At 71.1% G+C, this 13297-nt stretch carries 8 protein-coding genes; 7 read left to right on the top strand and 1 reads right to left on the bottom strand.

Annotated features, from left to right (window positions below; translation table 11 throughout):
• Positions 1 to 96: 96 nt before the first annotated feature.
• From ACH4YP_RS34315 to ACH4YP_RS34305, 3 genes are all read left to right on the top strand, one after another.
• Complete coding sequence (locus tag ACH4YP_RS34315) at positions 97 to 1482, top strand: endo-1,4-beta-xylanase (RefSeq protein WP_398494737.1); 1386 nt, start codon at positions 97 to 99, stop codon at positions 1480 to 1482.
• A 239-nt stretch (positions 1483 to 1721) separates the two neighbouring features.
• Positions 1722 to 2870 carry a S1 family peptidase gene (locus ACH4YP_RS34310; protein ID WP_398494908.1) on the top strand — a complete coding sequence of 383 codons (1149 nt, stop codon included), beginning with the start codon at positions 1722 to 1724 and terminating at the stop codon, positions 2868 to 2870.
• Between the two features lie 257 nt (positions 2871 to 3127).
• The gene (locus tag ACH4YP_RS34305) at positions 3128 to 5575 is read left to right on the top strand and encodes a GH92 family glycosyl hydrolase (RefSeq protein WP_398494735.1); all 2448 of its coding nucleotides are present in this window, start codon (positions 3128 to 3130) and stop codon (positions 5573 to 5575) included.
• A 53-nt stretch (positions 5576 to 5628) separates the two neighbouring features.
• Here ACH4YP_RS34305 and ACH4YP_RS34300 read toward each other — a convergent pair whose 3' ends face one another.
• Complete coding sequence (locus ACH4YP_RS34300; protein WP_398494733.1) at positions 5629 to 6456, bottom strand: DUF1206 domain-containing protein; 828 nt, start codon at positions 6454 to 6456, stop codon at positions 5629 to 5631.
• 179 nt (positions 6457 to 6635) lie between these two features.
• Between ACH4YP_RS34300 and ACH4YP_RS34295 the strand changes: the two genes are divergently transcribed.
• From ACH4YP_RS34295 to ACH4YP_RS34280, 4 genes are all read left to right on the top strand, one after another.
• Complete coding sequence (locus ACH4YP_RS34295) at positions 6636 to 8312, top strand: FAD-dependent oxidoreductase (RefSeq protein WP_361055907.1); 1677 nt, start codon at positions 6636 to 6638, stop codon at positions 8310 to 8312.
• Positions 8309 to 9757: an ATP-binding protein gene (locus ACH4YP_RS34290; protein ID WP_398494731.1), complete on the top strand. Its 1449-nt coding sequence runs from the start codon at positions 8309 to 8311 to the stop codon at positions 9755 to 9757. The genes ACH4YP_RS34295 and ACH4YP_RS34290 overlap by 4 nt, the downstream gene beginning before the upstream one ends.
• A complete protein-coding gene (locus ACH4YP_RS34285) occupies positions 9754 to 10101 on the top strand; it encodes a UBP-type zinc finger domain-containing protein (RefSeq protein WP_361055913.1) in 348 nt (115 codons plus the stop codon). Before ACH4YP_RS34290 ends, ACH4YP_RS34285 begins: the two co-directional genes overlap by 4 nt.
• Positions 10102 to 10259: 158 nt before the next feature.
• Positions 10260 to 13286: an AAA family ATPase gene (locus ACH4YP_RS34280; protein WP_398494730.1), complete on the top strand. Its 3027-nt coding sequence runs from the start codon at positions 10260 to 10262 to the stop codon at positions 13284 to 13286.
• Positions 13287 to 13297: the final 11 nt, after the last annotated feature.

The following is a 13297-nucleotide window of genomic DNA, read 5'->3' as shown; positions in this document are numbered from 1 at the left end:
AGTGCGGGCCGTTGACGCTACCTGGGGGCAGCCGTAAGGTCTGCGCAGCCAATCGGAAACATGCTCGAAACTTTCGATACGACAGAAAGGGACGACATGATCACCCGCACGTCCACAGATCCCACGGCCGCCCCTCCGCCCCGGCAGTCCCGCGCCCGAAGAGTCCTGGTGATCGGCATGGCGGGCCTGCTCGCCGCGGCCGGTGTCACCACTCTCGCGGGGACGGCCGAGGCGGCCGGCACGCTCGGCGCCGCGGCGGCGGAGAAGGGCCGCTACTTCGGCGCCGCGGTCGCGGCCAACCACCTGGGCGAGGCCCCGTACGCCTCGACGCTCAACACGGAGTTCAACTCGGCGACTCCGGAGAACGAGATGAAGTGGGACGCGGTCGAAAGGACTCGCAACTCCTTCACCTACGGCGCCGCCGACCAGATCGTCAGCCACGCCCAGAGCAGGGGCATGAAAATCCGCGGACACACGCTCGTGTGGCACTCGCAGCTGCCCGGCTGGGTCGGCGGGCTCGGCACCGCCGACCTCAGGACGGCGATGAACAACCACATCACACAGGTCATGCAGCACTACAAGGGAAAGATCCACTCATGGGACGTCGTCAACGAGGCGTTCCAGGACGGCAGTAGCGGCGCCCGGCGCAGTTCGCCCTTCCAGGACAAGCTCGGCAACGGCTTCATCGAGGAGGCGTTCCGTACCGCCCGAGCCGCCGACCCCGCGGCCAAGCTCTGCTACAACGACTACAACACCGACGGGGTCAACGCGAAGAGCAACGCCGTCTACAACCTGGTGCGGGACTTCAAGGCGCGCGGTGTGCCCATCGACTGCGTGGGCTTCCAGTCCCACTTCAACAGCGCCTCCCCGGTGCCCGGCGACTACCGCGCGAACCTGCAGCGCTTCGCCGACCTCGGTGTCGACGTACAGATCACCGAGCTGGACATCGAGGGCTCCGGTACGGCGCAGGCCAGCAACTACACCAACGTGGTCAACGCCTGTCTGGGCGTGTCCCGTTGTACCGGCATCACCGTCTGGGGCGTCACGGACAAGTACTCGTGGCGGGCAAGCGGAACGCCCCTGCTGTTCGACAACAACTACAACAAGAAGCCCGCCTACAACGCCACGCTCACCGCGCTCGGCGGCACCAGTTCAGGCGGTGGCGGTGGTGGCGGCGCAGCCTGCACGGTGTCGTACAGCAGAACGGACGACTGGAATGACGGCTACAACGGCAAGGTGACCGTGACCGCGGGCGGTTCGGCGATCAGCGCCTGGACGGTGGCCGTCACGATGACCTCGCCGCAGAAGGTCTCCGCGACCTGGAACGGCACGCCGAGCTGGGACTCCAGTGGCAACGTCATGACCATGAAGCCGAACGGCAACGGCAGTCTGGCCGCCGGAGCGTCGACGAGCTTCGGGTTCACCGTCATGAAGAACGGCAACTCCGCGGCTCCCTCGGTCGGTTCCTGTACCGCGTCCTGAGAACGGGCCCCGGCCGTCCGGGAGTTGGGTGGCGGACAGCGCGTGGCGCGGCGGTTCGGCCGGTTCGGACCGTCGCGCCGGTCATCGGCAAAGAGAACACCAGTTTTGGTATGTACCTGACCATGAACAGCCGCTAGGCTCTGCCCAGCCATGCACTGAGAGCGCTCTCACAGTTCAGCTGTTCCACCCCCACCTTGCTGGAACAACGAAGGGCTACTGCCTTGAGACGCACCACGACCATGCGCACAGGCCTGTCCGCACTCCTCATCGTCGGAGCCTGGGCGACCTTCGCCGCCGGACCCGCCTCTGCCGCCGGCGCCCCCGAACCCACCCGTACCTCCGGCGCTCCGGCCTCCGCCGGTCTCCTCGACGCCATGCAGCGCGACTTCGGCCTGACGAAGACCCAGGCAGAAGCACGGCTCGCGGCCGAGAAGACCGCGACGGCGGTCGAGTCGCAGGCACGTCGCGCGGCGGGCGCCGCGTACGGCGGTTCCTGGTTCGACGCCAAGAGCGGCAAGTTGACCGTCGCCGTAACGGCCGGCGCTTCCGACGCCGCCGTCAACTCCGTACGCAAGGCCGGCGCGACCGTCCGTACCGTCAAGCACAGCGCGAAGCAGCTCGACTCGGCCAAGGCGCGCATCGACAAGCTGGCCGCACCCGAAGGCGTCAGCAACTGGTACGTCGACGCCAAGGCGAGCTCGGTCGTCGTGGCCGTCGTCGCCGCGCAGCGTGCTGACAACGATGTCCGCGCCTTCCTGTCGAAGGCCCGCGCGGCGGGTCCCGTCACCGTCGAAGAAGCCACCGCAGCACCTGAGACCTTCGCCGCCGGGACGGTCGGCGGCGACCCCTTCTACACCGGCAACGTCCGCTGTTCCATCGGCTTCTCGGTGCACGGCGGCTTCGTCACCGCGGGCCACTGCGGCGGGGCGGGACAGGGCGTCAGCGGCTGGGACCGCTCCTACATAGGCAACATCCAGGGCTCCTCGTTCCCGGGCAACGACTACGCCTGGGTCAACGTCGGAAGCGGCTGGTGGACCGTGCCGGTCGTACTCGGCTGGGGCACCATCTCGGACCGGCTCGTCCGCGGGTCCAACGAGGCGCCCGTCGGTTCCTCCATCTGCCGGTCGGGATCGACCACTCACTGGCACTGCGGCACGGTCCTCGCCAAGAACGAGACCGTCAACTACAGCCAGGGCGCGGTGTATCAGATGACCAAGACCAGCGTCTGCGCGGAACCGGGCGACTCCGGCGGTTCCTTCATCAGCGGCGACCAGGCACAGGGCGTCACCTCCGGCGGCTGGGGCAACTGCTCCGGCGGCGGTGAGACCTGGTACCAGCCCATCAACGAGATCCTCAGCCGGTACGGCCTCACTCTCCACACGGCCTGATCCTCAAGGCTCCAGGGCAACGGCTCGACGGGCTCCGTCACCGGTCAGGTGGCGGAGCCCGTTGGCGCCCGCCCGCGCTGCCCGGCCAAGCGACCGCTCGACCCAAGTGCCCCGGATTCACCGCCCGTTCACCAGGGCTGCCACCTCTGTCGTTCCGTCCCGCGCCCGGACGGCCTACGCTCGGCGGCATTTCGCGGGCCCGAACCGCCGACGGGCGGCCGGGCCCCGCTGTCCGTCCTGACGGAAGGTTCCGTTACATGGTCCTCGGATCCACAGGTGTGGCACGCAGGTTCGGCAGAAGAGCCGCCGCTCTCGCGCTGACCACCGCGCTCGCCGCCGCACTGCCCGGCCCGGTCTCCTCCGCGGCCGGCGCCCCCGACACGCCGGCCCACCCCACGGCGTACGTCGATCCGCTCATCGGCACGACGAACGGAGGCAACACCTATCCGGGTGCCACCCTCCCGTACGGCATGATCGCCTGGTCTCCGACCAGCACCCGGGGCGACCAGACCAGCACGGGCGCCGCCAACGGCTACGAGTACAACGCGACCCGGCTGCGCGGGCTGAGCCTCACCCACGTCAACGGCGCGGGCTGCAACCCGGGGGCCGCGGGCGACGTACCGATCATGCCGTTCGTCGGGGACGTCACCTCGTCGCCCTCGGCCGACACCACGGACTCCGTCTACGCCGCGAACTTCTCGCACGCCGACGAGCGGGCGGTGCCGGGCCGCTACTCGGTGGGGCTCGACTCCGGTGCCCGGGCCGACCTCGCCGTTTCCAAGAGGGCCGGCGTCGCCGACTTCACGTTCCCCGCCGACAAGCCCGCCAACCTGCTGTTCCGGGTCTCCAACTCGCTCAACGGCAGCGAGGACGCCCACGTCGAGATCGACCGGGCCAAGCGCAAGGTGAGCGGCTGGGTGCTGACCGGCGCGTTCTGCGGACGGCGTGCCAACGGCGGTGTCAACAACCGCAAGAGCTACTACCGGCTCCACTTCAGCGCCTCGTTCGACCGCGCGTTCTCGACCACGGGTACGTGGAAGGACGGCACCCTCTCCCCCGGTGCCACCTCGGGCGGAGGCGGCGAGGGCTACGCCACGGGCGCCGACCGCGCGGGCCGGGGCTCCGGCGGCTGGGTCGGCTTCGACACCAGTTCTGACAACGATGTCCGCATGCGGCTGGGGATCTCGTACGTGAGCAGGGCGGGCGCCGAGGCCAACCTCCGCGAGGAGATCGCGCCGCGGGCGAGCGTCGACCAGGTGGCCGCGGCCGGGACACGGGCCTGGGACCGCGAGTTGCGGTCCGTGCGCGTCGGCGGCGGGAGTACGGCTCAGCGCATCGCCTTCTACACCGCGCTCTACCACTCGCTCATGCAGCCCAACCTGGTCAGCGACACCGACGGCCGCTATCCGGGCATGGACGGCAAGGCGCATCGCGTCGAGCGCGGGCAGGGGGCGCAGTACAGCAATTTCTCCGGCTGGGACCAGTACCGGGCGCAGATACAGCTGCTCGCTCTGCTGAAGCCGCGGATCGCCGGGGACTTCGCCCAGTCCCTCTACAACTTCGCGCGGCAGAACGGCGGTGTGTGGGACCGCTGGGTGCACATCAACGGGCCGACCCATGTGATGACCGGTGACCCGACGGCGGCCACACTCGCCACCTTCTACGCCATGGGGGTGCGCAACTTCGACTACCGCGGCGCGTTCGACTCCCTGGCCCGCCAGGCCACCGTGCCGCATCCCGACGGGCTCTCCGACGCGGGCTGCCCCGGCCAGTGCACGGGCCAACGGCCCAACCTCGCCCAGTACTTGAGCTCGCAGTACGCGGCGCAGGACGTCTGCCACTGCTGGGGCGGTGCCGCCGAGACCCTGGAGGACTCGGTCGCCGACGACGCGCTGGGCCGCTGGGCCAAGCTGCTGGGCCTCGACGAGCAGGCAACGGCGTTCGCCGAGCGGGGCGGCTGGTGGCGCAACGTGTTCAACCCGGGGGCCACCGACGGCGCGGGCACCACCGGCTACATCCAGGCCCGCAACCTCGACGGTTCATGGGTCACGCCGTTCAGCCCGGGCAGCGACCGCGGTTTCGCCCAGGGCACCAGCGCCACGTACACGTGGATGGTGCCGCAGGACGTCCAGGGACTCGCCGAGGCGATGGGCGGACGCGAGACGGCCGCACGCCGGCTCGACGGCTTCTTCCACAAGCCCGACGGGTCCTGGTCGGTGAAGGGCGGCGACGCCCTGCGGTACGACCCGACCAACGAACCCGGAATCCACGCCCCTTGGCTCTCCAACGCGCTCGGTCAGCCGTGGAAGACGCAGGCGACGGTCCGGCAGATCCTCGACACCGTGTACGGCACCGGACCGGCCGGACTGCCCGGCAACGACGACCTCGGGACCATGTCCGCCTGGTACGTCTTCTCGGCCCTCGGCCTCTATCCGCAGACCCCGGGCAGCGGCAACCTGCTCCTTGGCGCCCCGCTCTTCCCGTACGCCGTGGTCGACCGGCCGGGCGGCGGTGACATCGTCATCGACGCGCCCTCGGCCGACGCCGTTCATCCGTATGTGCGCGGTGTCCGGCTCAACGGCCGTACGCACGACCGCTCCTGGACGGATGCCCGCTTCCTGCGCGGCGGCGGCACCCTCACGTTCGGACTCTCGCGGGAGCCGGACACCGACTGGGCGACCGCGCCCGGCGGACTGCCCCGCTGACACGTCCGTTGCCCCGGATCCGACGGGATCCGGGGCAACATCCGTATGACGGGTCACACCTTGCGGTACCTGGCCATGACGAACGAGAACAGCCCGAAGAGCATCAGACCGACGGCTATGAGCACCAGCAGCCACGGCCCCACGGGCGTCTCGGTGAACGAGCGCAGGGTGTCGTCCATGCCCTTGGCCTTGTCCGGTTCGTACTCCACGGCGGCCCGGAGCGCGAAGCCCCCGGCGACGGCGAACACCAGACCACGGGCCACTCCGCCACCGACGCCCGTCACGTCGGCCGTCCGGCGCACCCGGTGCGACATCTCACCGAGCCTCATGTGCTTGTGGTACTTCCGGCGCGCGGCCTGCACCACCATCCACACACCCGCGCAGAGGACGCCCACGCCCGCCGCGGCCACGAGCCACTGCCCGGCGGGCAGATCCATGGCCCTGGCCGTCGCGTCCCGGGACTTGCCGTCGCTCGATCCGCTCCCCCCGGTACCGGCGGCGAAGGAGAGCACGGTGTAGGCGACGAAGCCGTAGAACACGGCTCGTGCGGCCGACGCCAGCCTCTTCTTCGCCTTGCCGCCGTCGGGGCCCGCCGCGCCGAAGACCGCCTCGGACAGCCGCCAGAGCCCCATACCGACAAGACCGATACCGAGCGCCCAGAGCATGACCCCACCGAAGGGCTTCTCGGCCACCTCCTCGAGGGCGCCTCCCTGATCCGCCTGCTGCCCGCTGCCGCCGAAGGCGATCTGCAGCGCCAGCAGGCCCACCAGCAGGTAGATGACACCGCGTGCGGTGAAACCTGCCCGGGCCGCGCCCTCGATCGCCGGGGCGGCCTTTCGTTTCCCCGCCCTGCCGCCTCGCGTCAACGTACTTGCGTTCATCATTGCCTCCCGTCCCCGGGTGCCCTTGCCCTGCGGTACGACACCCCGGCGGGCGCCGACCGTGCGGTACCTCCCGGTTTCGGAGCGAAGCAGGACGATCGAACATACGATGGGCATGCGCTGGGGTGGCATCGCCGACAGGCAGCCCCGGGACGCGGACCGCTCGGGGTGGGAGACGAATGGCACAAGGCACGGACGCAGCACGGACCGTCATCCTGACCGTGGACGACGACCCTGGAGTCTCCCGTGCCGTCGCCCGTGACCTGCGGCGTCGCTATGGCGAGGGGTACCGGATCGTGCGCGCCGAGTCCGGCGAGAGCGCCCTGGACGCCCTGCGGGAGCTGAAGCTGCGCGGTGACCTCGTCGCGGTGATCCTGGCGGACTACCGGATGCCCCAGATGAACGGCATCGAGTTCCTGGAGCAGGCCCTGGACGTGTACCCGGGCGCGCGGCGCGTGCTGCTGACCGCCTACGCGGACACGAACGCGGCCATCGACGCGATCAACGTCGTCGACCTCGACCACTACCTGCTCAAGCCCTGGGACCCGCCCGAGGAGAAGCTCTATCCCGTCCTGGACGACCTCCTGGACGCCTGGCGGGCCTCCGACCACCGGGCGGTTCCGATCACGAAGGTCGTCGGGCACCGCTGGTCGGCGCGCTCGTCGGACGTACGGGAGTTCCTGGCCCGCAACCAGGTGCCGTACCGCTGGTACTCCTCGGACGAGCCGGAGGGCAAGCGGCTGCTGGCCTGCGCGGACCAGGACGGGGAGCGGCTGCCGCTGGTGATCACCGCGGACGGGACCGTGCTGGTCGAGCCCGACGACCCGGAGCTGGCCGCCCAGGTGGGGCTGGCCACGACCCCGGCGGCGGACTTCTACGACCTCGTCGTCATCGGCGGCGGACCCGCCGGGCTGGGCTCGGCGGTGTACGGGGCCTCGGAGGGGCTGCGGACCGTGCTCGTGGAGCGCTCCGCGACCGGCGGGCAGGCGGGCCAGAGCTCACGGATCGAGAACTACCTGGGCTTCCCGGACGGTGTGTCCGGGGGGCAGCTCACCGAGCGGGCACGGCGTCAGGCGTCGAAGTTCGGTGCCGAGATCCTGACCGCGCGCGAGGTGACCGGTCTGGAGGTCAACGGCTCCTCGCGGACCGTGCGGTTCTCGGACGGTTCCGCGATCGCCGCGCACTGCGTGATCCTGGCGACCGGCGTCTCGTACCGGCAGTTGCGGGCGCCCGGCACGGAGGACCTGACCGGGTGCGGGGTGTACTACGGGTCGGCGCTGACCGAGGCGGCCTCGTGCCAGGGGCACGACGTGTACATCGTGGGCGGCGCGAACTCCGCGGGGCAGGCCGCGATGTACCTGTCCAGGGGCGCGAAGTCGGTCACCCTGCTGGTGCGCGGTTCCTCCCTGTCCGCTTCGATGTCGCACTACCTGATCGGGCAGATCACGGAGGCGCCCAACATCTCCGTGCGCACGGGGACGGTCGTCGAGGCGGCGCACGGCTCCGACCACCTGGAGCAGCTGACCCTGCGCGACATCGAGAGCGGGCACACCGAACTCGTCGACGCGCAGTGGATGTTCGTGTTCATCGGCGCGGCCCCGCTGACCGACTGGCTGGACGGCACCGTGCTCAGGGACGAACGCGGGTTCATCGTCGCCGGACCCGACCTGGCCGTCGGCGGACAGCCGCCGCCCGACTGGGAGTTGGACCGGGCGCCGTACCACCTGGAGACCAATGTGCCCGGGGTGTTCGTGGCGGGTGACGCCCGGGCCGAGTCCGCCAAGCGTGTCGCCTCCGCCGTCGGAGAGGGAGCCATGGCCGTGATGCTCGTACACCGGTATCTGGAGCAGTCGTGAGCGGGCAGCCGATGCCGTGCGACATCACGGAGCTCAGCACGCTGTTCCTGTTCGAGAAGCTGGACCCGGAACAGCTCGGGCGGCTGTGCAGCGAGGGCCGCGTCGAGAAGTTCGAGCCCGGCTATGTGTACGAGGAGGGCGAGCCGGCCACCTGCTTCTTCGTCCTTCTCGAAGGCACGCTCGTGATGTCGCGGCGGGTCGGCGGCGACGACGTCGAGATCAGCCGTACGTCCCAGCGCGGGGTGTACGCGGGGGCCATGCAGGCCTATCTGGCCGTCCCGGACGACGCGCGCTACAAGGGCTCCCTGCGGGTCACCGAGCCCTCGCGGTTCTTCATCCTGCCCGCCGAGACGTTCGCCGCGGTCCTGCGGGAGTGGTTCCCGATGGCCGTGCATCTGCTGGAGGGGCTGTTCTTCGGCAGCCAGAACACCCAGCGGACCATCGGGCAGCGCGAGCGGCTCCTGGCGCTCGGTTCGCTGTCGGCCGGGCTGACGCACGAGCTCAACAACCCGGCCGCGGCAGCCGTACGGGCCACGTCCGCGCTGCGGGACCGGGTCGCGCACATGCGGCACAAACTCGGTGTGATCGCCTCCGGCCCGTACCAGCGCGAGACGTTGAAGACGCTGATCGAAATCCAGGAGAGCACTGCCGAACGGGTCTCCAAGGCACCCTCCCTGAGCCCTCTCGAGGCCTCCGACCGGGAGGACGCGCTCGCCGACTGGCTCGACGACCACGGCATCGAGGGCGGCTGGCGGATCGCGCCGACCTTCGTGCAGGCCGGGCTCGACACCGACTGGCTGGAGCAGGTCTCGGGTGCCGTCGACCAGGAGATCCTGCCGGGAGCCGTCGGGTGGCTCAACTACACCGTCGAGACCGAGCTCCTCATGAAGGAGATCGAGGACTCCACGACCCGGGTCTCGAACCTCGTGAACGCGGCCAAGCAGTACTCCCAGCTCGACCGGGCGCCCTACCAGGTCGCCGATGTGCACGAACTCCTGGACAGCACGCTGATGATGCTCGCCGGGAAGATCGGCTCCGGCGTCAGGATCATCAAGGAGTACGATCGCGAACTGCCCAGGATCCCCGCCTACCCGGGCGAGTTGAACCAGGTGTGGACGAACCTCATCGACAACGCGGCCTCCGCGATGGGCGGCGAGGGCGTGCTGACCGTACGCACCGCGCTCGAACGGGATCAGCTGCTCGTCGAGTTCCGCGACACCGGACCGGGGGTGCCCGAGGAGATCCGCGGCCGGATCTTCGACCCGTTCTTCACGACGAAGCCGGTCGGCGAGGGCACCGGGCTCGGGCTCGACATCTCCTGGCGCATCGTCGTGAACAAGCACCACGGACATCTGCAGGTCCACTCCGAGCCCGGCGACACGCGTTTCCAGGTCTTCCTCCCGCTCACCGCCGCCGAACCCGACGCCCCTCAGGAGGCCTCATGACCACGGACGGAATCGACCCCGGCGTCCCGCCGAGCGGTGCGGGCTGCGTCGAATGCGACGAGGCGGGCGGCTGGTGGTTCCATCTGCGGCGCTGCGCCCAGTGCGGTCACGTGGGCTGCTGCGACGACTCCCCCGCCAAGCACGCCACGGCCCATCACCAGACCACCGGCCATCCGATCATCCGCAGCTTCGAGCCGGGCGAGGGCTGGTTCTGGAACTTCGAGACGTCCGAGCTGTACGAGTCCGGTCCGCAGCTCGCTCCCCCGCTCGCCCACCCGGCGGACCAGCCCGCGCCCGGGCCCGCTGGACGGGTTCCGGCGAACTGGGCCGAGACGCTGCGCTGAGTTGCGGGCGGCCCGCGCGGATGGCGTGCGGGGCGCTCGTCCGCCCTGCCGAGGGCACGGCCTCGCAGGTCGTCGGCAGTCGGCCGGTGGATGGGTCGGTGGGCTGGGTCGATAGTCGCGTCGGTGTCCGTGTCGGTGGTGCGTGCCAGGATGGATGTGTGCCGACCACCTCATTCACCACGCCGTTCATCGGCCGCGAGGACGAACTCGCCCGACTGACCCGAGTCCTGGACCGGGCCAGGGCCGGTGAGGCGCGTGCCGTGCTCGTCGCGGGGGACGCGGGAGTCGGCAAGACCCGGCTGCTCGCCGAGGCCGCGGGGCATGCCACCGACGTGGGCACGACCGTCGTCACGGGGCACTGTGTGGACCTGGGTGACGTGGGTCTGCCCTATCTGCCGTTCACCGAGATCGTGGGTGTGCTCGCCGACGACGAGCGGTTCTCCGCCGCCCTGGCCTCGCATCCCGTGGTGGACCGGCTGCTCGGCGACGGCAGCGGCGGCGCGGGGGACGCGGGCGGACGGCTGCAGTTGTTCGAGGGCATGGCGAGTCTGCTGACCGATCTCGCCGGGTCCGCCCCGCTGCTGCTGGTCCTGGAGGACCTGCACTGGGCGGACCAGTCCTCCCGCGACCTGCTGCGCTTCCTGCTCAGCCGGGGGATCCTCCAGTCCCGGGTCCGGTCGATCCGGTCGAGAGGAGAGGACGCTGTCGCGGGTGGCACGCCCGGTCAGCGGCTCGCGGTGTTCGCGTCGTACCGCGCCGACGATCTGCACCGCAGACACCCGCTGCGCCCACTGCTCGCCGAGCTCGTGCGGCTGCCCGTCGTCGAGCGGCTCGAACTGCGGCCGATGCCAGACGGCGAGGTGGCGCGTCTCGTCCGTGCCCAGCAGGTCGCCCCGCTGCCCGAGGCCACCGTCCGCCGTATCGTCGAGCGCGCCGAGGGCAACGCGTTCTACGCGGAGGAGTTGCTCGCCGCCACCTCCGAGGCCGTGCCCGGGGCGGCGTCCGCCGTGCCGAGCGGGCTGGCCGACGTGCTCCTCATCCGCTTCGAGCAACTGACCGCGACCGCTCAGCAGGTGCTGCGCACGGCGGCCGTCGCGGGGCGCCGCGTCGAGCACGATCTGCTGCGCGACACCGTGCGACTGCCCGAGGAGGAGCTGGAGTCGGCCCTGCGCGAGGCCGTCGGGCGGCAACTCCTCGTCCCCGGCGAGAACGACACGTACTCGTTCCGCCACGCCCTGATCCGCGAGGCCGTCTACGCCGACCTGCTGCCGGGTGAACGGGTACGGCTGCACAGGGCGTTCGCCGGAGTGCTGGCCGGGCGCGGCCACCGGGCCGAGAGCGCGGCGGAGCGCGCCCATCACTCCCGGGAGAGCCACGACCTGGCCGACGCGCTGGCCGCGTCGCTGGAGGCGGCCGACCACGCGGGCCGCGTCCGGGCGCCCGCCGAGGAGCTGCGGCATCTGGAAGCGGCCCTCGATCTGTGGTCGGCGGTGCCCGCGGCCGCACGGCCCGAGGGATTCGACACAGTCACGTTGACGCTGCGCGCCTCCGCGGCCGCCGCGCACGCCGGTGAGACCCACCGGGCCGTCTCGCTGACACGGTCCGCGCTGGCGAGGGTCGGCAACGACGAGGACTCCGAACTGGCCGCCCGTGTCCGCTACACGCTCGCGGGCAACCTCATGCGCATCGACAACCTCGCGGCCGCGTTCACGTACAGCAACGAGGCGCTCGCGATGATCCCCGCCGATCCTCCGTCACGCACCTGGGTGTGGGCCGCGGCCACCCATGTCATGGCGGCGACGTACATGGGCGAGGGCGAGGCCGCCCACCGTGTCGCCCGCAAGGCCCTGCGCGTCGCCGAGGAACTCGACGTGTCCGACGCGCAGGCCGATCTGCTGATCTCCCTGGTCGGCCTCGAAGGGCACAGCCGGCGTACGCCCGAGGGGCGGGCCCGGCTGCGGGAGGCACGTGAGCTGGCCCGCCGCGCCGGCAACGCCTCCGTCGAGATGCGCGCGCTCTTCAACCTCTCCATCGGCTCGCACGAGTCCGGTGACCTGGACGAATGCCTGACCTGGCTCACCGAGGGGCTGGAGCGCGCCGGCCGCGCCGGGCTCCTCTCGTCTCCGTACCCGGTGGAGATGCGCTATCTGCGCTCCCTGATGCTGTACACCCTGGGCCAGTGGGACGAGTGTCTCCGGGCCGCGGAGACCGAGCTCGACGGGCTGCCGACTGCGGGCAGGTACGCGATCGGGCCCGCCCTGTCGGTGGCCCTGGCGCGCGGTGACGAGCATGCCGCCGAGCGGGCCCGGGCCCTGCTCGACGGGCCGTTCGACTGGATGGCCACGCTCGTCGCGGGCCTCCTCCTGACCGACGCGGCGGTACTGCGACGCGACGCGGAGGGGGCTCTCGAACAGTTCCGTACGACGCTCGCGGCGCTCATCGACGAAGCCGGCACCACGCCGCATGTGGCCGTACGGCTCGCGGCCCTCGCCCTGGCCGCCATCGGGGACGCGGCCGTTGAGTCCCGGCAGACCGGCGACAAAGAGGGGGCCGGCCGCTGGACGGGGACCGGGAAGGAGCTGGTGGAGCTGGCCCGGGTCACGGCGGCCAAGGGCGAGGACGGAACGCCGCAGGGCCCCGAGGGGCTGGCATGGCTGGCGCGCGCCGAGGCGGAGTGGGCACGGGCCGGTGCCCGGCCGGACGGCGGAGGGGGCGTCGAATTGAGCGTCGGGGCCTGGGAGAAGGCCGTCGCGGCGTTCGGCTACGGGGACGTCTATGAGCAGGCCCGCTGTCAACTGCGGCTGGCGGAGGCCCTGTTGGGGGCGGAGCGGCGCGACGAGGCCGCCGCGCACGCAGGTGCCGCGCGCGACACGGCCGTAAGGCTGGGCGCCGTACCGCTGGGCGACGAGGTCGAGCGGCTGATCCGCCGGGGCCGCCTCGCGGAGACCTCCTCCACGGCCGACCGGGCACCCGTCCTGACGGCACGGGAGAACGACGTCCTGCTGCTCCTTTCCCGTGGCCGCACCAACCGCCAGATCGGCGAGGAGCTCTTCATCAGCGGGAAGACGGCAAGCGTGCACGTCTCCAACATCCTCGCCAAGCTGGGCGCCGCCAGCCGCACGGAGGCCGTGGCGATCGCCTACCGCGAGGGGTTGGTCGAGCCGGAGTCGTCCGCTTCCGGCTGATCACCGAAGAG

It is taken from the genome of Streptomyces sp. NPDC020747, assembly GCF_044334695.1.
In the GTDB taxonomy this organism is placed as follows: domain Bacteria; phylum Actinomycetota; class Actinomycetes; order Streptomycetales; family Streptomycetaceae; genus Streptomyces.
This window is presented reverse-complemented; position numbering and strand designations above follow the sequence as displayed.